Source organism: Streptomyces anulatus, assembly GCF_014650675.1.
GTDB classification, from domain to species: Bacteria; Actinomycetota; Actinomycetes; order Streptomycetales; family Streptomycetaceae; genus Streptomyces; species Streptomyces anulatus.
On the sequence record NZ_BMVK01000008.1, the window covers coordinates 42,944 to 64,668 of the forward strand.

Consider the following 21,725-nt stretch of genomic DNA (forward strand, 5'->3'; position numbering starts at 1 on the left):
GGATCAGCTCATACGATCAGGAGTCCCCGTTTTGTCCCACAGCACCGCCGGCACCGAGCCGGCCACGCCCCCGCCCGAGGACGATCACGCCTTCTTCGGGCAGCCACGGGGCCTGATGACCCTGTCCGGCCTGGAGGTCTGGGAGCGGTTCTCGTTCCTGGGCATGCAGGCCATTCTGGTGCTGTTCTTCGCCGACACGGTGGCGAACGGCGGCATGGACATGGACCCCGGAACCGCCGCCTCCGTCTCCGCCGCCTACGGAACACTGGTCTATCTGGTCTCCGTCGCGGGCGGCTGGCTGGCCGACCGGATCCTCGGCTCCTACCGGGCCGTGCTCTACGGCGGCATTCTCATCGCGTGCGGCCACTACAGCATGGCCGTTCCCACCGACGCCATGACCTGGGTGGGCCTCGGCCTGATCAGCGCCGGAACGGGCCTGCTCAAGCCGAACGTGGCCTCCATGGTCGGCAAGCTCTACCGCACCGACGACGAGCGGCGCGACGCCGGCTTCGCCCTCTACTACATGGGCATCAACATCGGCGCCTTCGCCGGACCGCTGATCACCGGCTGGCTCGGCGAGCACGTCAGCTGGCACTGGGGCTTCTCGGCCGCCGCGGTCGGCATGACCCTCGGGCTGATCCAGTACGTGGCGGGCCGCCGTCACCTGGCCGGGCGTAAGCACGCCGCCGAATTCGCGCTGGCCCCCGACGCGATGCGCCGCGCGGTCCGTCTGATCATCGGCGGGGCCGTCGTGGTCGCCGTCGTCGCCACCGCGCTGGCCCTGGCGGGCTGGCTGACGATGGACCGGTTCGTCGACGTGCTCACCGTCATCTCGGTGATCGCGCCGATCGTCTACTTCGTGGTGATGTTCCGCTCCCCCCGGGTCACCGCCGAGGAGCGCGGCAGGCTCCGCCCGTACATCGTCCTCTTCCTCGGGTCCGTCGTCTTCAACTTCATCCTCTTCCAGGCGTACTCGACGATGATGCTGCTCGCGTCGACGAACGCCCGGACGGAGATCCTCGGCTTCACCTTCCCGGCCAGCTGGTACGCCTCCGCGCTCGGCGCCTTCGAGGTCGCGCTGGCCCCGGTCGTCGCCGCGGTCTGGGCGAAGATGGGCCCCCGCCAGCCGCACGCCTCCAACAAGATCGCCTTCGGGGTGATCCTCGGCGGGCTCTCCTTCCTGCTGATGGTCCTGCCGACCTCCGGGCACGCCGACGACACGTACCGCATGGCGGCGTGGTGGATCGTCGGCTCGTACCTGCTGCTCGGGCTCGGCGACATCCTGCTGGAGACCTCCGGCATGTCCGCCACCACCAAGCTCGCCCCCAAGGCGTTCGCCAGCCAGACGATGGCCCTGTGGTTCCTCTCGCTCGCCCTGGCCAACGGCATCCAGGCCCAGATCGTGAAGCTGTACGGAGAGGTCTCCAACCCCGCCTACTTCGGCGTCAACGGCGCCATCGCCGTGGCGGCGGGCGTGGCGATGATCGCCGCCGCCCCCTGGCTGAAACGCACGATGCACCCCGTCCACTGAGCGCGCCTTCGCACCCGTCGTCGTACATCGAGGTGACCCATGAACATCACGACCGAGTTCCCGTACGAGACCACCCGCGAGGACGTGTACATCCCGCTCTCCGACGGCACCCGGCTCTACGCCCGGATCTGGCGGCCGCTTACCGACGAACCGGTCCCGGCCCTGCTGGAGTACCTGCCCTACCGGCTCAGCGACTGGACCGCGCCCCGCGACTGGCAGCGCCACCCCTGGTACGCGGGCCACGGCTACGCCTCCGTACGGGTCGACGTCCGGGGCCACGGCAACAGCGAGGGGCTGCCGGGCGACGAGTACGACGCGCGGGAACTGGAGGACGGGGTCGCCGTCATCCACTGGCTGGCCCAGCAGGAGTGGTGCTCCGGCCGGGTCGGGATGTTCGGCATCTCCTGGGGCGGCTTCAACTCGCTCCAGATCGCCGCGCTCGCCCCCGAGCCGCTGAAGGCGATCGTCACCGTCTGCTCGACCGACGACCGCTACGACAACGACGTCCACTACATGGGCGGCTCCGTCCTCGCCGTGGACATGCACGCCTGGGCCGCCACCATGCTCGCCTTCGTCTGCCGGCCGCCGGACCCCGCGCAGGTCGGCGACGACTGGCGGGAGATGTGGCTGAAGCGGCTGGAGGCCGTCGACCCCTTCATCCACACCTGGCTGGCCCACCAGAGCCGCGACGACTACTGGAAGCACGGCAGCGTCTGCGAGGACTACGGCGCGATCAAGGCGAAGGTCCTCGCGGTCGGCGGCTGGCACGACCCGTACCGGGACACCGTCCTCCGGCTCGTGGAGCACCTGGACCCGGAGCAGGTGCGCGGGCTGATCGGCCCCTGGTCGCACCAGTACCCCGACCGGGGGCTGCCTCCGGGGCCCGCGATCGGCTTCCTCCAGGAGACGCTGCGCTGGTGGGACCAGCACCTCAAGGGCCAGGAGACGGGCGTGATGCGGGAGCCGCTGCTGCGGTCCTGGATCAGCGGCTCGCACCCGCCCGCCACGGTGTACGAGACGCTGCCGGGACGCTGGGTCGGGGACGCCTCCTGGCCCTCGGAGAACGTCTCGCCGGTGGCGTACGCCCTCCAGGGCGGCGAGCGGATCGTCGCCTCGCCGCAGCAGACCGGGGTGGACGCGGGCCGCTTCTTCCCGTTCGGCAACGACGCGGACCTGCCGCCGGACCAGCGGGACGAGGACGCGAAGTCGGTCTCGTTCGAATTCCCCGTCGCGGAGGCGCCGATCGAGATCCTCGGCCGCCCCCGGGTGAAGCTCCGCCTCCGGATGGACGTACCGCGCGGCCAGGCCATCGCCCGGCTCTGCGACGTCGCGCCCGACGGCTCCTCCACCCTGGTCACCCGGGGCGTGCTCAACCTCGCGGCCCGGCACGGCCGCGACCGCACCGACGACTGGCCCCCCGGCGAGACCGAGGACGTGGTCTTCGACCTCAACGGCATCGGGCACACCTTCCCGCCCGGCCACCGCATCCGGCTCGCCGTCTCCTCCTCGTACTGGCCCTGGATCTGGCCGCAGGCCGGCTCGGCGGGCTTCACCCTGGACGCCGACGGCAGCTTCGTCGAACTCCCGGTGCGCCGCCACACCGAGGACCCGGCGATCACCTTCGGGGAGCCCGAGCAGTCCGAGCCGCTCGGCGTGGTCTACCCGGTCACCCTGGAGGAGCCGCGCCCCGAACGCCTCGTCGTCCGCGATGTCGCCAAGGGCGAATGGCGCATGGAGGTAGACCCCCGCTACGGCGGTACGCGGGTCTACCCCGACGGCCTCGAATTCACCGAGGACGCCCTGGAGACGTACACCGTCCAGCAGGACGACCCGCTCTCCGCGCGGACCCGCTCCGACTGGCGGATCCGGCTGCACCGCCCGGAGATGGCCTGGGACGTGAAAATCGAGACCCGCTCCGAGATCGCCGCCGACGACCAGGACTTCATCACCTCCAACGAGGTGATCTGCAAGGACGGCGGAGAGGTCGTCTTCCACCGCACCTGGGAGAAGCGCATCCCGCGCACGGCGGGCTGAGCGGCCTCCCCGTTTCGCCGTCGGGTCCCCCGGATTCCCGGGGGACCCGACGAACTTTCCGGGCAATGCGCACAGTTGGGGATAGTCGGGGCACTGCCGCTGGGTAGGAGCACCGACGTAACGTGTCCTCAACGCGACCTGGAAAGCGAGGCAGCACCACATGCCCGAGCAGAGCAGCCCGCTCGATCTGTCCGAGGGCGATCCCTTCGGCCCGCACAACCTTCCGTACGGTGTGTTCTCCACCCCCGACCACCCCGACGACCGCCGGGTCGGCGTCCGTATCGGCAACCACGTCCTGGACGCCGGGGCCGCCGCCCACGCACTGGGCTCCCCGTACGCGGGGCTGCTCGCGCAGCCGAGCCTGACGCCGCTGCTCGCGGCGGGCCGCACCGCCTGGCGGGACGTGCGCCGTGCGCTCACCGCCTGGCTGACGGTCCCCGCCCACCGCGCGGACATCGAGCCGCTGCTGCACCCGGTGGACGCGGTGACCCTGCACCTGCCGTACGAGGTCGCGGACTACGTCGACTTCTACGCCAGCGAGCACCACGCCACCAACGTCGGACAGATCTTCCGGCCGGACGGCGACGCGCTCACCCCCAACTGGAAGCACCTGCCGATCGGCTACCACGGCCGCTCCGGCACCGTCGTGGTCTCCGGCACCGACGTGGTGCGCCCCAGCGGCCAGCGCAAGGCCCCCGCCGACCCGGCCCCCGTCTTCGGGCCCTCGGTGAAGCTCGACATCGAGGCCGAGGTCGGCTTCGTCGTCGGCGTCCCCTCCGCGCACGGCACCCCGGTGCCGCTGGCCGACTTCCGCGAGCACGTCTTCGGCCTCTCGCTCCTCAACGACTGGTCCGCCCGCGACCTCCAGGCCTGGGAGTACGTGCCGCTCGGCCCGTTCCTCGGCAAGTCGTTCGCCACCTCCGTCTCCGCCTGGGTCACCCCGCTGGAGGCCCTGGACGCCGCCCGCACCGCGCCCCCGGCCCGCGACGTCCCCCTGCTCCCCTACCTCGACGACGCGGCGGACGAGGAGCCGGGCGGCTTCGACATCCGCATCAGCGTCGAGATCAACGGGCAGGTGGTCGCCGAGCCGCCGTTCGCCTCGATGTACTGGACGGCCGCCCAGCAGCTCGCCCATATGACGGTGAACGGCGCATCACTGCGCACCGGCGACCTGTACGGCTCCGGCACCGTCAGCGGCCCCGAGCCCGCCCAGCGCGGCTCGCTCCTGGAGCTGACCTGGAACGGCCGCGACGCGCTCGAACTCCCCGAGGGCAAGCGGACGTTCCTGGAGGACGGCGACACGGTCACGCTGACCGCCTGGGCCCCCGGCCCGCACGGCACCCGGGTCGGCCTCGGCGACGTGACCGGAAGGATCGTCACCGCACCATGACGCAGGACGCCCCCGCGCTGACGCTGCCCGAGGAACTGATCCTCCTCGCCCTGGACCCGGACCGGGGCAAGCCGACCTGCAACGCCCGCGATCTGGGGTACGGAACCGCCGGGGCCGTCCTCGCCGAGCTGGAGATCCGGGGCCACATACGCGAGGAGCGCGGCCGGGTCCACGTGGTGAACCCGCTGGACCCGGCCGACCCGATCCTCGCCGCCCTGCTCCGGACCCTGGACCCGCCGGCCAAGGGCCGCCGTCGCCCGGGAATCCGCGCCCGGCGCTGGGTGGGTGAGTACGACCGGTACGTGCAGGAGAAGTACCTGGACTCCCTGGTCGAACGCTCCGCCCTGTCCCGGAGAACCCACCGCGTCCTCGGCATGCTCCCGTACCACCGCCACTTCCCGGGCGTGCCGGACCTCTCGCGGGGCGTCCTCGACCGGTTCGCGGCGGCCGAGGCGGCGGGGTACCCGGCCCACCGCGACCGGGTGCTGGCCTCCCTGGTCTCCGCCATCGGCCTGGCCGGCGACCTGACCCGCCTCGGCCGCACGGGCCGGACGGTGATGAAAGTCATGCGCCGCTCCGAGTGGACCGCCGTGGCCGTCCGCTACAACGTCGAGCAGAACGAGACCGGCAACGGCTGGAGCGGCTACAGCGGGAGCGGCGACGGGGACTGACCGGGACCAGGGAACGGCGGGCCCGGTCAGCGGCGCGCGGGGCGTTCACACGTTCGGGGGAGCCCCATCCTGATCCCGGCGGATACGCTGGTCGGGCCCGCGAGACTCCTCCCATGGGAGCAATGATGAGCATCGAACCCGAGGCCTCCGAGCCGCGGTGGGCGGTCCCGCCCGAGGGCGGCTGGACCGCCGATGACCTGGACACACTCCCGAATCTGCCTCCGCACACGGAGCTGATCGACGGGAGCCTCGTTTTCGTGAGTCCGCAGACCCTTTTCCATTCCCGAGCGGTCAGCTTCTTCGAATGGCAGTTGCAGTCCCTGGCTCCGCCCGAGCTGGAGGTCGTGCGCGAGTTCACCATCGACATCGACCGCTACAACCGGCCCGAGCCCGATGTGATCGTCATCGACGGCGACATCATCCAGGACCCGAACCAGACCCGGTTCCCCGCCGAGTCGGTGCGCCTCGCCATCGAGGTCGTCTCCCCCGAGTCCCGGTCCCGCGACCGGGAGACCAAGCCCGTGAAATACGCCCGGGCGACGATCCCCCACTACTGGCGGGTGGAGAACCACGACGGGCGTGCCGTGGTGTACGTCTTCGAGCGGGAGCCGGCCACCGGGGCGTACACCTCGACGGGGATCTTCCACGACCGGATGAAGGTGTCGGTGCCCTTCCCCGTCGACCTGGACCTCACGGCAATCACGCCCCGCCGCCGGGCGGCGGACCTGGGGTAAGTCCCGCCGCCCCTCCCCACCGCCCGGTACGGATCACTCGTACTCGGGCGGTTCCTCGTCCCAGCCGAACTCGGGGTCGCTGTGCTGCGGGGCCGGGGCGACCGGGGCCTTCGTACGGGCCGGGGCCGCCGCCGGGCGGGACGCGGGCACGGGGGTCGCCGGAGCGGCGGCGGGGGCCGGGGCTTCCGGGGGTGTCGGTGTCCCGCCTCCCGGTGTCCGGGCCAGGACCTCCAGCACGCCCTCCCCGTAGGTCGCGAGCTTCTTCTCGCCCAGGCCGCTGACGCCGCCCAGCTCCGCGAGCGAGGCCGGATGCAGGGTCGCGATCTCGCGCAGTGTGGCGTCGTGGAAGATGACGTACGCGGGGACGCCCTGCTCCTTCGCCGTCGCGCCGCGCCAGGCGCGCAGCGCCTCGAAGACCGGGACCGCGGACTCGGGGAGATCGGCGGCGGCCGCCTTGCCCTTGGCGCCCCTGCCGCCGCCCGCCGAGGACGACGAGCGGGACGTGGGCTTCTTGGGTTCCTTGCGGAGCAGCACGTCCCGCTCCCGGCCGAGCACCGTCGCGCTCTCGTCGGTCAGGACCAGCGTGCCGTACTCCCCCTCGACCGCGAGCAGCCCCTGGGCCAGCAGCTGGCGCACCACACCGCGCCACTCCGCCTCCGCCAGCTCCTCGCCGATGCCGAAGACGGAGAGCTGGTCGTGGTCGAACTGGATGACCTTGGCGGTCTTGCGGCCCAGCAGGATGTCGATGATCTGGCCCGCGCCGAACTTCTGGTTCCGCTCGCGCTTCAGCCGCACCACCGTGGAGAGCAGCTTCTGCGAGACGACCGTGCCGTCCCAGGTCTCCGGCGGGGCCAGGCAGGTGTCGCAGTTGCCGCAGGCGGGGGCCGTGGGCTCCTGGCCGAAGTAGGTCAGCAGCTGGGCCCGGCGGCACTGGACCGTCTCGCACAGGGCCAGCATCGAGTCCAGATGGGAGGCGGCCCGGCGGCGGAACGCCTCGTCGCCCTCGCCGCCCTGGATGAGCTTGCGCTGCTGGACGACGTCCTGGAGTCCGTACGCCATCCAGGCCGTCGACGGCTCCCCGTCACGGCCCGCACGGCCGGTCTCCTGGTAATACCCCTCGACGGACTTGGGGAGGTCGACGTGGGCGACGAAACGGACGTCCGGCTTGTCGATGCCCATGCCGAACGCGATCGTCGCGACGACGACGAGCCCCTCCTCACGGAGGAAGCGCGCCTGGTGGGTGGCGCGCGTCCCGGCGTCCAGGCCCGCGTGGTACGGCACGGCCTCCACGCCGTTGCGGCAGAGGTACTCCGCGATCTTCTCGGTGGAGTTGCGCGAGAGGCAGTAGACGATGCCCGCGTCCCCGGCGTGCTCCTCCTTGAGGAAGGTGAGGAGCTGCTTCTTGGGCTCGGACTTCGGCACGATCCGGTACTGGATGTTCGGCCGGTCGAAGCTCGCGACGAAGTGCTTCGCGTCCGGCATGCCGAGGCGGCGGGTGATCTCCTCGTGCGTGGCGTGGGTCGCGGTCGCCGTCAGGGCGATACGCGGAACGTCCGGCCAGCGCTCGCCGAGCACGGACAGAGCCAGATAGTCGGGGCGGAAGTCGTGGCCCCACTGGGCGACGCAGTGCGCCTCGTCGATCGCGAAGACGGAGATCTCGCCCCGGGCCAGCAGGGAGAGGGTGGAGTCCAGGCGCAGCCGCTCCGGCGCCAGGTAGAGCACGTCCAGCTCGCCCGCGAGGAACTGCGCCTCCATCGAGCGGCGCTCGTCGAAGTCCTGCGTGGAGTTCATGAAGCCGGCCCGGACGCCGAGCGCCCGCAGGGCGTCGACCTGGTCCTGCATGAGGGCGATCAGCGGGGAGACGACGACGCCGGTGCCCCGCCTGACCAGGGACGGGATCTGGTAGCAGAGGGACTTTCCGCCGCCGGTGGGCATGAGCACGACCGCGTCGCCGCCCGCCACCACATGCTCGATGACCGCGCCCTGCTCGCCGCGGAACGACTCGTACCCGAAGACGCGGTGCAGCGTCCGCCGCGCCTCGCTCTCGCCGCCCGTGTCGGTGCCGGCTCCGGTCACCGTCCCGGTGGTCTCATCCATGGTCACGCCCAATGCTCTGTCCCCCGAGGGTCCGCACGCCCGGCCCTGTCCGTCCTGCTCGTCCCCGTCCACGATAGGCGGAGGCAACGACAACGCCGGACGGTCTGTGGATAACCGACCGTCCGGCGCTGCTGACACGCATACCGCGCGGGCTACCGCACGAACACTCCCGCCTGGCTCGCCAGGTCCAGGAAGTACTGCGGGGCCAGGCCCAGCACCAGGGTGACGGCGACGCCGACCGCGATCGTCGTCATGGTCAGCGGGGACGGGACGGCGACCGTGGGGCCGTCCTCCTTCGGCTCGCTGAAGAACATCAGGACGATCACGCGGATGTAGAAGAACGCCGCGACGGCCGAGGAGAGCACACCGACGACGACCAGAGCGCCGGCCCCGCCCTCGGCTGCCGCCTTGAACACCGCGAACTTCCCGGAGAACCCGGAGGTCAGCGGGATGCCCGCGAAGGCCAGCAGGAACACCGCGAAGACCGCGGCGACCAGCGGCGAGCGGCGGCCGAGCCCGGCCCACTTCGACAGGTGGGTGGCCTCGCCGCCCGCGTCCCGCACCAGGGTGACGACGGCGAACGCGCCGACCGTCACGAAGGAGTAGGCCAGCAGGTAGAAGAGGACCGAGGAGATGCCCTCGGGGCTGGCCGCGATGACGCCCGCGAGGATGAAGCCCGCGTGCGCGATCGAGGAGTAGGCCAGCAGCCGCTTGATGTCGGTCTGGGTGATCGCGACGATCGCGCCGCCCAGCATCGTGACGATGGCCACCGCCCACATGACCGGCCGCAGGTCCCAGGCGAGGCCGGGCAGCGCCACGTACAGCAGGCGCAGCAGCGCGCCGAACGCGGCGACCTTCGTCGCGGCGGCCATGAAGCCGGTCACCGGGGTCGGGGCGCCCTGGTAGACGTCCGGGGTCCACATGTGGAACGGGACCGCGCCGACCTTGAAGAGCAGGCCGGTCAGGATCATCGCGCCGCCGATGAGCAGCAGTGCGTCGTTGCCCATGGTGTCGGCGAGGGCCGGGTCGATCTCCAGGACCGAGCCGTCGACGACGTTGGCGATGTCGGCGTACGAGAGGGAGCCCGCGTAGCCGTAGAGGAGGGCGATCCCGAAGAGCAGGAACGCCGAGGAGAACGCGCCGAGCAGGAAGTACTTCACGGCCGCCTCCTGCGACATCAGCCGCTTGCGGCGGGCGACGGCGCACAGGAGGTAGAGCGGGAGCGAGAAGACTTCCAGCGCGATGAAGAGGGTCAGCAGGTCGTTGGCGGCCGGGAAGACCAGCAGCCCCGCCACCGAGAAGAGCAGGAGCGGGAAGACCTCGGTGGTGGTGAACCCGGCCCGCACCGCGGCCTTCTCGCCCTCGCCTCCCGGTACGGCCCCGGCCTGCGCGGCGAACGAGTCGACCCGGTTGCCGTTGCTGCTGGGGTCGAGCCGGCGCTCGGCGAAGGTGAACACCGCCACCATGGCGACCAGGAGAATGGTGCCCTGGAGGAACAGGGTGGGGCCGTCGATCGCGATGGCGCCCATGGCCGCGATCTGGGCCTTCGTGGTGCCGTACCCCCCGGCCGCGAGGCCGACGATCGCGGCGAACGAGGCGGCGACCGCCACCACGGTCAGGAAGAGCTGGGTGTGGTAGCGGGCGCGGCGTGGCACGAAGGCCTCCACCAGAATGCCCAGGACGGCGGCGACCACGATGATCAGGACCGGCATCAGCTGGGTGTACTCGATCTTCGGTGCCGTGAACGAGTTGCCCGGTGCCGCCGATGTCACCCCGCTCGCCGTCGTCCACAGACTGTGGACAGCTGTTGCGCTCACTTGGCGGCCTCCACCTCGGGCTGGGGGTCCTTCTTCTGTACGTCGGACATGGTGTGCTCCACCGCCGGGTTGACGACCTCGGTGAGCGGCTTCGGGAAGACGCCCAGGAAGATCAGCACGGCGATCAGCGGAAGCGCGACCGCCAGCTCCCGCGCCTTGAGGTCCGGCATGGACCGGACCGATTCCTGCACCGGGCCGGTCATCGTGCGCTGGTAGAGGACCAGGACGTAGAGCGCGGCGAGCACGATGCCGGAGGTCGCGATGATGCCGGCCACCGGATACGCGCTGAACGTGCCGACGAGGACCAGGAACTCACTGACGAACGGGGCGAGTCCGGGCAGCGACAGGGTGGCGAGCCCGCCGATGAGGAACGTCCCGGCCAGCACGGGGGCGACCTTCTGCACCCCGCCGTAGTCCGCGATGAGCCGTGAACCGCGCCGGGTGATGAGGAATCCGGCGACCAGCAGCAGCGCGGCCGTCGAGATCCCGTGGTTGACCATGTAGAGCGTGGCACCCGACTGGCCCTGGCTGGTCATCGCGAAGATGCCCAGGATGATGAAGCCGAAGTGCGAGATCGAGGCGTAGGCGATGAGCCGCTTGATGTCGCGCTGGCCGACCGCGAGCAGCGCCCCGTACACGATGGAGATCAGCGCCAGGGTGATGACCACCGGCGTCGCCCACTTGCTGGCCTCCGGGAAGAGCCCGAGGCAGAAGCGGAGCATCGCGAAGGTGCCGACCTTGTCGACGATCGCGGTGATCAGCACGGCGACCGGGGCGGTGGCCTCGCCCATCGCGTTGGGCAGCCAGGTGTGCAGCGGCCACAGCGGGGCCTTCACCGCGAAGGCGAAGAAGAACCCGAGGAACAGCCACCGCTCGGTGCTGGTCGCCATCTCCAGCGAGCCGTTGGCGCGGGCCTCGGCGATCTCGGACAGCGAGAAGCTGCCCGCGACCACGTAGAGCCCGATGACGGCGGCCAGCATGATCAGGCCGCCGGCCAGGTTGTAGAGGAGGAACTTGACCGCCGCGTAGGAACGCTGGGTCGCGGCGTTCTCGTCGCTGCCCGCGTGGGCCCGGTCGCCGAACCCGCCGATGAGGAAGTACATCGGGATGAGCATGGCTTCGAACAGGATGTAGAAGAGGAAGACGTCCGTGGCGGTGAACGACAGGATCACCATGGCCTCGACCATGAGGATCAGGGCGAAGAAGCCCTGCGTCGGACGCCAGCGCGAGGACTTCGTCTCCAGGGGGTCCGCGTCGTGCCAGCCCGCGACGATGACGAACGGGATCAGCAGCGCGGTGAGGCCGAGAAGCGCCACCCCGATGCCGTCCACGCCCAGTTCGTAGCGGACGCCGAAGTCGGCGATCCAGGACCGGGACTCGGTGAGCTGGTAGCGGTCGCCGCCCGGTTCGAAGCGGAGGAAGACGACGGCCGCCAGGACGAGCGTGCCGAGCGAGAAGAGCAGCGCGAGCCATTTGGCCGCGGTGCGCCGCGCGGCGGGGACGGCGGCGGTGGCGATGGCGCCGATCGCCGGGAGCGCCGCCGTCGCGGTCAGGAGGGGAAAGGACATGTGATCAGACCGCCCTCATCAGCAGGGTCGCGGCGATGACGACCGCCGTACCGCCGAACATCGAGACCGCGTAGGTGCGGGCGTAGCCGTTCTGCATCTTGCGCAGCCGGCCGGAGAGCCCGCCGACCGAGGCGGCCGTGCCGTTGACGACGCCGTCGACCAGGGAGTGGTCCACGTAGACCAGCGAGCGGGTGAGGTGCTCGCCGCCGCGGACCAGGACCACGTGGTTGAAGTCGTCCTGGAGGAGATCGCGGCGGGCGGCCCGGGTGAGGACCGAGCCGCGCGGGGCGACGACGGGCACGGGCTTGCGCCCGTACATCGCCCAGGCGATCCCGACGCCGACGACCAGGGCCACCACGGTGGCTCCGGTGACCGTGGCCGCGCTCAGCGGGGCGTGTCCGTGGTCGTAACCGGTGACGGGCTCCAGCCAGTTGATGAAGCGGTCGCCGATCGCGAAGAACCCGCCGGCGAACACCGAGCCGAAGGCCAGCACGATCATCGGGATCGTCATCGACTTCGGGGACTCGTGCGGGTGCGGCTCGTGGCCCTCCGCGTCCGGCTGCCAGCGCTTCTCGCCGAAGAACGTCATCAGCATCACGCGCGTCATGTAGAACGCGGTGATCGCGGCGCCCAGCAGGGCCACGGAGCCGAGGATCCAGCCCTCGGTGCCGCCCTTGGCGAAGGCCGCCTCGATGATCTTGTCCTTGGAGAAGAAGCCGGACAGGCCGGGGAAGCCGATGATGGCCAGATAGCCGAGTCCGAAGGTGACGAAGGTGACCGGCATGTACTTCCGCAGGCCGCCGTACTTGCGCATGTCGACCTCGTCGTTCATGCCGTGCATGACGGAGCCCGCGCCGAGGAAGAGCCCGGCCTTGAAGAAGCCGTGCGTCACCAGGTGCATGATCGCGAAGATGTAGCCGATGGGGCCGAGGCCCGCGGCCAGGATCATGTAGCCGATCTGCGACATCGTGGAGCCGGCCAGGGCCTTCTTGATGTCGTCCTTCGCGCAACCGACGATCGCACCGAAGATCAGCGTGACCGCGCCGACGATGACGACGACCAGCTGGGCGTCCGGGGCGGCGTTGAAGATCGCGCCGGAGCGGACGATCAGATAGACGCCGGCGGTGACCATGGTCGCGGCGTGGATGAGGGCGGAGACCGGGGTCGGGCCCTCCATCGCGTCGCCGAGCCAGGACTGCAGCGGCACCTGGGCCGACTTGCCGCAGGCGGCCAGCAGCAGCATCAGGCCGATGGCGGTCAGCTTGCCCTGGCTCGTCTCGCCCGCCGACTCCAGCACCGGCCCGAAGGCGAAGGTGCCGAAGGTGGTGAACATCAGCATGATGGCGATCGACAGGCCCATGTCGCCGACCCGGTTGACCAGGAAGGCCTTCTTCGCGGCGGTGGCCGCGGTGGGCTTGTGCTGCCAGAAGCCGATGAGCAGGAACGACGCCAGACCGACGCCCTCCCACCCGACGTACAGCAGCAGGTAGTTGTCGGCGATGACCAGGATGAGCATCGCCGCGAGGAACAGGTTGAGATAGCCGAAGAAGCGGCGCCTGCGCTCGTCGTGCTCCATGTAGCCGATGGAGTAGATGTGGATCAGCGTGCCCACACCGGTGATGAGCAGGACGAACGTCATCGACAACTGGTCGAGCTGGAAGGCGATGTCGGCCTGGAAGCCCTCCACCGGAATCCAGCTGAACAGATGCTGGTGCAGGGCCCGGTCCTCGGCGTCCTTCCCCAGCATGTCGGTGAACAGAATGAGTCCGACGACGAACGAGGCGCCGGCGAGGACGGTGCCGAGCCAGTGGCCGGTCTTGTCCAGTCGGCGTCCGCCGCAGAGCAGGACCGCCGCTCCGAGCAGGGGCGCCGCGACGAGCAGCGCAATCAGGTTCTCCACGTTTCCGACCCCTTACAGCTTCATCAGGCTGGCGTCGTCGACCGAGGCCGAGTGGCGGGAGCGGAACAACGACACGATGATCGCGAGTCCGACGACGACTTCCGCGGCGGCGACGACCATCGTGAAGAACGCGACGATCTGCCCGTCGAGGTTGCCGTGCATCCGGGAGAACGTGACGAGCGCCAGATTGCAGGCGTTGAGCATCAGCTCGACGCACATGAACACCACGATCGCGTTCCGCCGGATCAGCACCCCGGAGGCGCCGATCGCGAACAGCAGGGCCGCGAGGTAGAGGTAGTTGACCGGGTTCACTTGGCGGCCTCCGAATTCTCCGCCGGGGACGCGGGATCGGCCCCGCGTGCCACGGCGTCCGCGTCCTCACGTCCGAGCCGCTCCCCGGAGCGCTGCTCCAGGGCCTTGAGATCGGCGAGGGACTGCCGCGAGACGTCACGGATCTGGCCGCGCTGACGCAGCGTCTGCATGACGGTGAGCTCGGACGGCGTGCCGTCGGGGAGCAGACCGGGGATGTCCACCGCGTTGTGCCGGGCGTAGACGCCGGGGGCGGGGAGCGGCGGGAGGTGCTTGCCGCGCACGCGCTCCTCGGACATCTCCCGCTGGGTCTTGGCCCGTTCGGTGCGCTCGCGGTGCGTGAGCACCATCGCTCCGACCGTCGCGGTGATCAGCAGGGCGCCGGTGATCTCGAAGGCGAAGACGTACTTGGTGAAGATGAGGTTGGCGAGTCCCTCGACGTTGCCGCCGTGCGCGGTGTTGGCGGCGCCGAGCCCGTTGAACGTGGAGAGCGAGGCGTTGCCGATGCCCGCGATCAGCAGGATGCCGAAGCCGAGCGAGCACCCGAGGGCCAGCCAGCGCTGGCCCTTGAGGGTCTCCTTGAGGGAGTCGGCGGCGGTGACGCCGACGAGCATGACGACGAAGAGGAACAGCATCATGATCGCGCCGGTGTAGACGACGATCTGGACGATGCCGAGGAAATACGCCCCGTTGGCGAGGTAGAACACCGCCAGGACGATCATGGTGCCGGCGAGTGAGAGCGCGCTGTGCACGGCCCTCTTCAGCAGGACCGTGGAGAGCGCGCCGATCACGGCGACGGTGCCCAGGATCCAGAACTGGAAGGCCTCGCCGGTCGAGGTGGTGGTGGCTGCGGCCAGCGCGTTCACGCCCCCACCCCCTTGTCCTGCCGGGCGTCGGCGGCCGACGTCGACTCGATGGGGTCCTCGTCGGCCTTGTCGCTCTCGCCCTTGGACACCGCCGTCTGACGGACCGTGCCGGGCGCCGCCTCGGTGACCACGCCCCGGTAGTAGTCCTGCTCGTCCATGCCGGGGAAGATCGCGTGCGGGCTGTCGACCATGCCTTCCTCCAGGCCCGCGAGCAGCTCGTCCTTGGTGTAGATGAGGCTCTCGCGGGTGGTGTTGGCGAGCTCGAACTCGTTCGTCATCGTCAGCGCCCGGGTGGGGCAGGCCTCGATGCAGAGTCCGCACAGGATGCAGCGCGCGTAGTTGATCTGGTAGACGCGGCCGTAGCGCTCTCCCGGGGAGTAGCGCTCCTCCTCGGTGTTGTCCGCGCCCTCCACGTAGATCGCGTCCGCCGGACAGGCCCAGGCGCACAGCTCGCAGCCGACGCACTTCTCCAGGCCGTCCGGGTGGCGGTTGAGCTGGTGGCGGCCGTGGAAGCGGGGCGCCGTCACCTTCGGCGTCTCCGGATACTGCTCGGTGAGCCGCTTCTTGAACATGGCCTTGAAGGTCACGCCGAAGCCGGCCACGGGGTTCTGGAACTTGTCCCCCGACTCCCCCGCCCGGCCCGAGGACCCAGCGGATCCCGATGAGCCCGTGAGTTCTGGTTTCTCAGACACCGCCGGCCTCCTTTCCGTCACTCGCGTTTCCGTCACTCTGAGTATCCGGTCCACCACTGACAACGAGCTCCCGCTCCCGTCGTGGTGTGCGCCTGGGCACCGGCGGCAGGTTCTGTCCGGGCAGCGGAGGCACCGGGAATCCGCCCGCCATCGGGTCGAAGGCGGGCTCCGGTCCGGCCGCTTCCTCCTCGGCCCGGTTCCTGCGGTCGCGGAACATGTCGACGACGAACGAGATCAGCAGGATCGCGATCACCGCCGCGCCGACGTACAGCACGATCCGGGAGAAGTCGTAGCCCTCGTTGCGCAGGGCGCGGACGGTGGCGACGAGCATCAGCCAGACCACGGAGACCGGGATGAGGACCTTCCAGCCGAGCTTCATCAGCTGGTCGTAGCGGACCCGGGGCAGGGTGCCGCGCAGCCAGATGAAGAAGAAGAGCAGCAGCTGGACCTTGAGGACGAACCAGAGCATCGGCCACCAGCCCTGGTTCGCGCCCTCCCAGAAGGTGCTGATCGGGTACGGAGCCCGCCAGCCGCCCAGGAAGAGGGTCACGGAGACCGCGGAGACGGTGACCATGTTGACGTACTCGGCGAGCATGAACATCGCGAACTTGATCGAGGAGTACTCGGTGTTGAACCCGCCGACGAGGTCGCCCTCGGACTCCGGCATGTCGAACGGCGCCCGGTTCGTCTCCCCGACCATCGTGATGATGTAGATGATGAAGGAGACCGGGAGCAGGATGACGAACCACCGGTCCGCCTGCGCCTCCACGATCGCCGAGGTCGACATCGACCCGGAGTAGAGGAACACCGAGGCGAACGCGGCGCCCATCGCGATCTCGTAGCTGATCATCTGGGCGCAGGAGCGCAGACCGCCGAGCAGCGGGTACGTCGATCCGGAGGACCAGCCCGCGAGGACGAGGCCGTAGATGCCGACCGAGGCGACCGCGAGGATGTAGAGCATCGCGATCGGGAGGTCGGTCAGCTGCATCGTCGTGCGGTGCCCGAAGATCGACACCTGGTTGTCGGCCGGTCCGAACGGGATGACCGCGATCGCCATGAACGCCGGGATCGCCGCGATGATCGGCGCCAGGATGTAGACGACCTTGTCGGCCCGCTTGACGACGACGTCCTCCTTCAGCATGAGCTTCATGCCGTCGGCGAGCGACTGGAGCATGCCCCAGGGGCCGTTGCGGTTGGGGCCGATGCGCAGCTGCATCCAGGCGACGACCTTGCGCTCCCACACGATGGAGAACAGCACGGTCACCATCAGGAACGCGAAGCAGAAGACCGCCTTGATGGCGACGAGCCACCAGGGGTCGGTGCCGAACATCGAGAGATCCTCGGCGGCGAGGACGACGCCCTCGGGCGCCGTCGTGAGTGCGGCGAGGCCAGTCACGCTCGTACCTCCGATGGTTCGACGGGAGCACCCGGTGCGGCGGCGGGGCCGATCCGCACCAGGCCGCCGGGGTTCGCGCCGGTGTCGGCGGGGATGCCGCGTCCCACCGAGTTCAGCGGCACCCAGACCACCCGGTCCGGCATGTCGGTGACCGCGAGGGGCAGTTCGACGGTGCCCGCGGGGCCGGTGACGGCGAGCAGGTCGCCGTCCTTGACGCCGGACTCGGCGGCGGTGACCGCCGAGAGCCGGGCGACGGCCGCGTGCCGGGTCCCGGCGAGAGCGGTGTCGCCGTCCTGGAGCCGGCCGAGGTCGAGCAGCATCCGGTGGCCCGCGAGGACCGCCTCGCCGTCGCCGGGCCGGGGCAGTGGCTGCGCGCTCTCGCGCGGGTCCTGGGCGTGGCCGCCCTCCCAGCCGCCGAGCCGGTCCAGCTCGCGGCGGGCGGCGGTCAGGTCCGGCAGGGCGAAGTGCACGTCCATGGCGTCGGCCAGCATGTGCAGCACCCGGGAGTCCGTCGGCGCGAGCGTCCGGGGCATCTGCTCGGGCTTCAGTGCCGCCTGGAACATCCGGGCCCGGCCCTCCCAGTTGAGGAAGGTGCCGGACTTCTCCGCGACGGCGGCGACCGGGAAGACCACGTCCGCCCGGGCGGAGACCGCGCTCGGCCGCAGCTCCAGCGAGACCAGGAAGCCGACCTCGTTCAGCGCCTGGATGGCACGGTTCGGGTCGGGCAGGTCCTCGACGCCGACGCCGGCGACGAGCAGCGCGCCCAGTTCGCCGGTGGCCGCGGCCTCGACGATCTGGCCGGTGTCGCGGCCGTGGCGGCTGGGCAGTTCGGCCACCCTCCACAGCTCCGCGACCTCCTCGCGGGCCCGCGGGTCGGTGGCCGGTCGGCCGCCGGGCAGCAGGGTGGGGAGCGCGCCCGCCTCCACCGCGCCCCGGTCGCCCGCCCGGCGCGGGATCCACACCAGGCGTGCGCCGGTGGCGGTGGCGGTACGGACGGCGGCGGACAGGGCGCCGGGCACTCCGGCGAGCCGTTCACCGACGATGATCAGGGAGTGCTCGCCGCGGAGCGCCTCGGCCGCCGCGGCCCCCTCGGCCTCCAGGCCGACACCGCCCGCGAGCGCGTCCAGCCACTCGGTCTCGGTGCCGGGGGCGGCGGGCAGCAGGGTGCCGCCCGCCTTCACCAGGCCCCGGGTGGCGTGCGAGGCCAGCGCGAAGGTCTTCTGGCCGCTCTTGCGGTGGGCCTTGCGCAGCCGCAGGAAGACGCCGGGCGCCTCCTCCTCGGACTCGAACCCGACGAGCAGGACCGCGGGGGCCTTCTCCAGCGCGCTGTAGGTGACTCCCTCGCCGTCCAGGTCCCGGCCGCGTCCGGCGACCCGGGCGGCCAGGAAGTCGGCCTCCTCGGCGCTGTGGACCCGGGAGCGGAAGTCGACGTCGTTGGTGTCCAGGGCGACCCGGGCGAACTTGCTGTACGCGTAGGCGTCCTCGACGGTCAGCCGGCCGCCGGTCAGGACGCCGGTACGGCCGCGGGCGGCCAGGAGTCCGGCCGCCGCGGCTTCCAGCGCCTCGGGCCAGCTCGCCGGTTCCAGCTCGCCCTCGGCGTTGCGGACCAGCGGGGTGGTGAGCCGGTCGCGCTGCTGGGCGTAACGGAAGCCGAACCGCCCCTTGTCGCAGATCCACTCCTCGTTGACCTCGGGCTCGTTGGCCGCGAGGCGGCGCATGACCTTGCCGCGCCGGTGGTCGGTCCGGGTCGAGCAGCCGCCCGCGCACTGCTCGCACACCGAGGGGGTGGAGACCAGGTCGAAGGGGCGGGAGCGGAAGCGGTACGCCGCCGAGGTCAGCGCGCCGACCGGGCAGATCTGGATGGTGTTGCCGGAGAAGTACGACTCGAAGGGGTCGCCCTCGCCGGTGCCGACCTGCTGGAGCGCGCCGCGCTCGATCAGCTCGATCATCGGGTCGCCCGCCACCTGGTTGGAGAACCGGGTGCAGCGCGCGCAGAGCACGCACCGCTCGCGGTCCAGCAGCACCTGGGTGGAGATGGGAACGGGCTTCTCGAAGGTCCGCTTCTTGCCCTCGAACCGGGAGTCGGCGCCGCCGTGCGACATCGCCTGGTTCTGGAGCGGGCACTCGCCGCCCTTGTCGCAGACGGGGCAGTCCAGCGGATGGTTGATCAGCAGCAGCTCCATCACGCCCTTCTGCGCCTTCTCGGCGACAGGAGAGGTGATCTGCGACTTGACGACCATGCCGTCGGTGCAGGTGATGGTGCAGGAGGCCATCGGCTTGCGCTGGCCCTCGACCTCGACGATGCACTGGCGGCAGGCGCCGGCGGGGTCGAGGAGCGGGTGGTCGCAGAAGCGCGGGATCTCGATGCCGAGGAGTTCGGCGGCGCGGATGACCAGGGTCCCCTTGGGGACGCTGATCTCGATGCCGTCGATGGTCAGCGTGACCAGGTCCTCGGGCGGAACCGCCGCCTCGCCGCCCCCGGAGGGCGCACTCGTGGTGACTGTCATGCGTTCACCCCCCGGTGAGCGTTCTTGCCGTCGGTGTTCTTGTCGTCGGCCCAGGCCGTGGACCGGGCGGGGTCGAAGGGGCAGCCCTTGCCCGTGATGTGCTGCTCGTACTCCTCGCGGAAGTACTTGAGCGAGGAGAAGATCGGCGAGGCCGCGCCGTCGCCGAGCGCGCAGAACGACTTGCCGTTGATGTTGTCGGCGATGTCGTTGAGCTTGTCGAGGTCGGCCATCTCGCCCTGGCCCGCCTCGATGTCGCGGAGCAACTGGACCAGCCAGTAGGTGCCTTCGCGGCAGGGTGTGCACTTGCCGCAGGACTCGTGGGCGTAGAACTCGGTCCAGCGGGTGACGGCCCGCACGACGCAGGTCGTCTCGTCGAAGCACTGGAGCGCCTTGGTGCCGAGCATGGACCCGGCGGCGCCGACGCCCTCGTAGTCGAGGGGGACGTCGAGGTGCTCCTCGGTGAACATCGGGGTGGAGGAGCCGCCCGGGGTCCAGAACTTCAGGCGGTGCCCGGCACGGATGCCGCCGCTCATGTCGAGGAGCTGACGGAGCGTGATGCCGAGCGGGGCCTCGTACTGGCCGGGGCTGGTGACGTGGCCGCTGAGCGAGTAGAGCGTGAAGCCCGGGGACTTCTCGCTGCCCATCGACTTGAACCAGTCCTTGCCCTTGTTCAGGATCGCGGGAACCGAGGCGATGGACTCGACGTTGTTCACCACAGTGGGGCAGGCGTACAGACCGGCGACCGCAGGGAAGGGGGGCCGCAGCCGGGGCTGGCCACGCCGTCCTTCGAGAGAGTCGAGCAGCGCGGTTTCCTCACCACAGATGTACGCACCGGCGCCCGCGTGCACCGTGAGTTCCAGATCGAGTCCTGAACCCAGGATGTTCGTCCCCAGATAGCCCGCCTCGTACGCCTCCCGTACGGCCTCGTGCAGTCGCCGCAGCACGGGGACGACCTCACCGCGCAGATAGATGAACGCGTGCGACGAACGGATCGCGTAACAGGCGATCACGATGCCCTCGATGAGGCTGTGCGGGTTCGCGAAGAGGAGCGGGATGTCCTTGCAGGTGCCCGGCTCCGACTCGTCGGCGTTGACCACCAGGTAGTGGGGTTTGCCGTCGCCCTGCGGGATGAACTGCCACTTCATCCCGGTGGGGAAGCCCGCGCCGCCGCGTCCGCGCAGACCGGAGTCCTTGACGTACGCGATGAGGTCGTCGGGCGCCATGGCCAGCGCCTTGCGCAGCCCTTCGTAGCCCTCGTGGCGGCGGTAGGTGTCCAGGGTCCAGGAATCGGGCTGGTCCCAGAAGGCGGAGAGGACGGGTGCGAGCAGCTTCTCGGGGCTCGTCCCGTTGTGGTCGATCTCGGCGGCCAAGGTCATCACTCCCCCTCCTCGGCTGCGGGCCCGGCCGGGTGCTCCGGGTCGGAGGCCGAGGTCTGCTGCGGTGCGTCGTGCGAGCTGAGGTGCTCGGACGGCGAAGGGTCGTGCGGCTGGGCGCTCTTGGGCTGCCCGTCGCGCGGGGAGACCACGCGCGCCTGCGGGAGTGCCTCGCCCTTGGCGAGCTTCAGCCCGACGAGGGAGGCGGGACCCGCGCCGCCGGTCGCCTCGACGGCGCCGGGCCGCTCGTCGGGGAAGCCCGCCAGGATGCGGGCCGTCTCCTTGTACGAGCAGATCGGTGCCCCGCGGGTGGGCTCGACGGTCCGGCCGGCGATCAGGTCGTCGACGAGCTGCGTGGCGCTCTGGGGCGTCTGGTTGTCGAAGAACTCCCAGTTGACCATCACGACGGGCGCGAAGTCGCAGGCGGCGTTGCACTCGATGTGTTCGAGGGTGACCTTGCCGTCCTCGGTGGTCTCGTTGTTGCCGACCCCGAGGTGCTCCTTGAGCGTGTCGAAGATGGCGTCGCCGCCCATGACCGCGCACAGGGTGTTGGTGCAGACGCCGACCTGGTAGTCGCCGCTCGGCCTGCGCCGGTACATGGAGTAGAACGTCGCGACGGCGGTGACCTCGGCGGTGGTGAGGTCGAGCGTCTCGGCGCAGAAGGCCATGCCCGTACGGGAGACGTATCCCTCTTCGGACTGCACGAGGTGCAGCAGCGGCAGCAGCGCGGAGCGGCTGCCGGGGTAGCGGGCGAGCACCTCCTTCGCGTCCGCGTCGAGCCGGGCGCGCACCTCGGCCGGGTAGGGGGTGGCGGGGAGCTGCGGCATCCCCAGACTGACG

General features: G+C 70.6%; 16 protein-coding genes. 5 read left to right on the forward strand and 11 right to left on the reverse strand.

Annotated elements, in window-relative coordinates:
* The first annotated feature begins 31 nt into the window (after positions 1-31).
* The 5 genes from IE272_RS20895 (at position 32) to IE272_RS20915 (ending at position 6,360) form a co-directional block, all read left to right on the forward strand.
* Positions 32-1,531: a peptide MFS transporter gene (locus IE272_RS20895; RefSeq protein ID WP_050361028.1), complete on the forward strand. Its 1,500-nt coding sequence runs from the start codon at positions 32-34 to the stop codon at positions 1,529-1,531.
* 39 nt (positions 1,532-1,570) lie between these two features.
* A complete protein-coding gene (locus IE272_RS20900) occupies positions 1,571-3,565 on the forward strand; it encodes a CocE/NonD family hydrolase (protein ID WP_190007486.1) in 1,995 nt (664 codons plus the stop codon).
* A 160-nt stretch (positions 3,566-3,725) separates the two neighbouring features.
* Complete coding sequence (gene fahA, locus IE272_RS20905) at positions 3,726-4,955, forward strand: fumarylacetoacetase (protein WP_050361030.1); 1,230 nt, start codon at positions 3,726-3,728, stop codon at positions 4,953-4,955.
* A complete protein-coding gene (locus tag IE272_RS20910; protein WP_190007488.1) occupies positions 4,952-5,626 on the forward strand; it encodes a GOLPH3/VPS74 family protein in 675 nt (224 codons plus the stop codon). The genes fahA and IE272_RS20910 overlap by 4 nt, the downstream gene beginning before the upstream one ends.
* A gap of 125 nt (positions 5,627-5,751) precedes the next feature.
* Complete coding sequence (locus IE272_RS20915; protein ID WP_164220820.1) at positions 5,752-6,360, forward strand: Uma2 family endonuclease; 609 nt, start codon at positions 5,752-5,754, stop codon at positions 6,358-6,360.
* Between the two features lie 33 nt (positions 6,361-6,393).
* On the opposite strand, the gene recQ is transcribed toward IE272_RS20915, so the two are convergent.
* The 11 genes from recQ to nuoE all read right to left on the reverse strand — a co-directional run bounded on the left by recQ (position 6,394) and on the right by nuoE (position 21,712).
* Complete coding sequence (gene recQ / locus IE272_RS20920) at positions 6,394-8,457, reverse strand: DNA helicase RecQ (protein WP_190007490.1); 2,064 nt, start codon at positions 8,455-8,457, stop codon at positions 6,394-6,396.
* 152 nt (positions 8,458-8,609) lie between these two features.
* Positions 8,610-10,274 (reverse strand): NADH-quinone oxidoreductase subunit NuoN, encoded by a 1,665-nt coding sequence (gene nuoN, locus IE272_RS20925; RefSeq protein ID WP_190007492.1) that lies wholly within the window; start codon positions 10,272-10,274, stop codon positions 8,610-8,612.
* Positions 10,271-11,842, reverse strand: coding sequence for an NADH-quinone oxidoreductase subunit M (locus tag IE272_RS20930; RefSeq protein WP_050361035.1), 1,572 nt, complete (start codon positions 11,840-11,842; stop codon positions 10,271-10,273). The genes nuoN and IE272_RS20930 overlap by 4 nt, the downstream gene beginning before the upstream one ends.
* A gap of 4 nt (positions 11,843-11,846) precedes the next feature.
* Positions 11,847-13,742, reverse strand: coding sequence for an NADH-quinone oxidoreductase subunit L (gene nuoL / locus IE272_RS20935; protein WP_047178206.1), 1,896 nt, complete (start codon positions 13,740-13,742; stop codon positions 11,847-11,849).
* A 12-nt stretch (positions 13,743-13,754) separates the two neighbouring features.
* Positions 13,755-14,054: an NADH-quinone oxidoreductase subunit NuoK gene (nuoK, locus tag IE272_RS20940; protein WP_007451729.1), complete on the reverse strand. Its 300-nt coding sequence runs from the start codon at positions 14,052-14,054 to the stop codon at positions 13,755-13,757.
* Positions 14,051-14,917, reverse strand: a complete 867-nt coding sequence (locus tag IE272_RS20945) for an NADH-quinone oxidoreductase subunit J (RefSeq protein WP_190007493.1) — start codon at positions 14,915-14,917, stop codon at positions 14,051-14,053. The genes nuoK and IE272_RS20945 overlap by 4 nt, the downstream gene beginning before the upstream one ends.
* The gene (gene nuoI / locus IE272_RS20950) at positions 14,914-15,609 is read right to left on the reverse strand and encodes an NADH-quinone oxidoreductase subunit NuoI (protein ID WP_032791961.1); all 696 of its coding nucleotides are present in this window, start codon (positions 15,607-15,609) and stop codon (positions 14,914-14,916) included. Before nuoI ends, IE272_RS20945 begins: the two co-directional genes overlap by 4 nt.
* Entirely contained in the window at positions 15,602-17,005 is a 1,404-nt protein-coding gene (gene nuoH, locus IE272_RS20955; RefSeq protein ID WP_050361038.1) for an NADH-quinone oxidoreductase subunit NuoH, read from the reverse strand. Before nuoH ends, nuoI begins: the two co-directional genes overlap by 8 nt.
* Complete coding sequence (locus IE272_RS20960; RefSeq protein WP_050361039.1) at positions 17,002-19,512, reverse strand: NADH-quinone oxidoreductase subunit G; 2,511 nt, start codon at positions 19,510-19,512, stop codon at positions 17,002-17,004. The genes nuoH and IE272_RS20960 overlap by 4 nt, the downstream gene beginning before the upstream one ends.
* Complete coding sequence (nuoF, locus tag IE272_RS20965) at positions 19,509-20,891, reverse strand: NADH-quinone oxidoreductase subunit NuoF (protein WP_176739546.1); 1,383 nt, start codon at positions 20,889-20,891, stop codon at positions 19,509-19,511. Before nuoF ends, IE272_RS20960 begins: the two co-directional genes overlap by 4 nt.
* Positions 20,888-21,712, reverse strand: coding sequence for an NADH-quinone oxidoreductase subunit NuoE (nuoE, locus tag IE272_RS20970; RefSeq protein ID WP_007451737.1), 825 nt, complete (start codon positions 21,710-21,712; stop codon positions 20,888-20,890). Before nuoE ends, nuoF begins: the two co-directional genes overlap by 4 nt.
* Between the last annotated feature and the right edge of the window lie 13 nt (positions 21,713-21,725).

Excerpts from the sequence above, each read along its gene's own strand:
- IE272_RS20900 (WP_190007486.1), top strand. The coding sequence starts at position 1,571 with ATGAACATCACGACCGAGTTCCCGTACGAGACCACCCGCGAGGACGTG.
- fahA (WP_050361030.1), top strand. The coding sequence starts at position 3,726 with ATGCCCGAGCAGAGCAGCCCGCTCGATCTGTCCGAGGGCGATCCCTTC.
- IE272_RS20910 (WP_190007488.1), top strand. The coding sequence starts at position 4,952 with ATGACGCAGGACGCCCCCGCGCTGACGCTGCCCGAGGAACTGATCCTC.
- IE272_RS20915 (WP_164220820.1), top strand. The coding sequence starts at position 5,752 with ATGAGCATCGAACCCGAGGCCTCCGAGCCGCGGTGGGCGGTCCCGCCC.
- recQ (WP_190007490.1), bottom strand. The coding sequence starts at position 8,457 with ATGGATGAGACCACCGGGACGGTGACCGGAGCCGGCACCGACACGGGC.
- IE272_RS20930 (WP_050361035.1), bottom strand. The coding sequence starts at position 11,842 with ATGTCCTTTCCCCTCCTGACCGCGACGGCGGCGCTCCCGGCGATCGGC.
- IE272_RS20960 (WP_050361039.1), bottom strand. The coding sequence starts at position 19,512 with ATGACAGTCACCACGAGTGCGCCCTCCGGGGGCGGCGAGGCGGCGGTT.
- nuoE (WP_007451737.1), bottom strand. The coding sequence starts at position 21,712 with ATGCCGCAGCTCCCCGCCACCCCCTACCCGGCCGAGGTGCGCGCCCGG.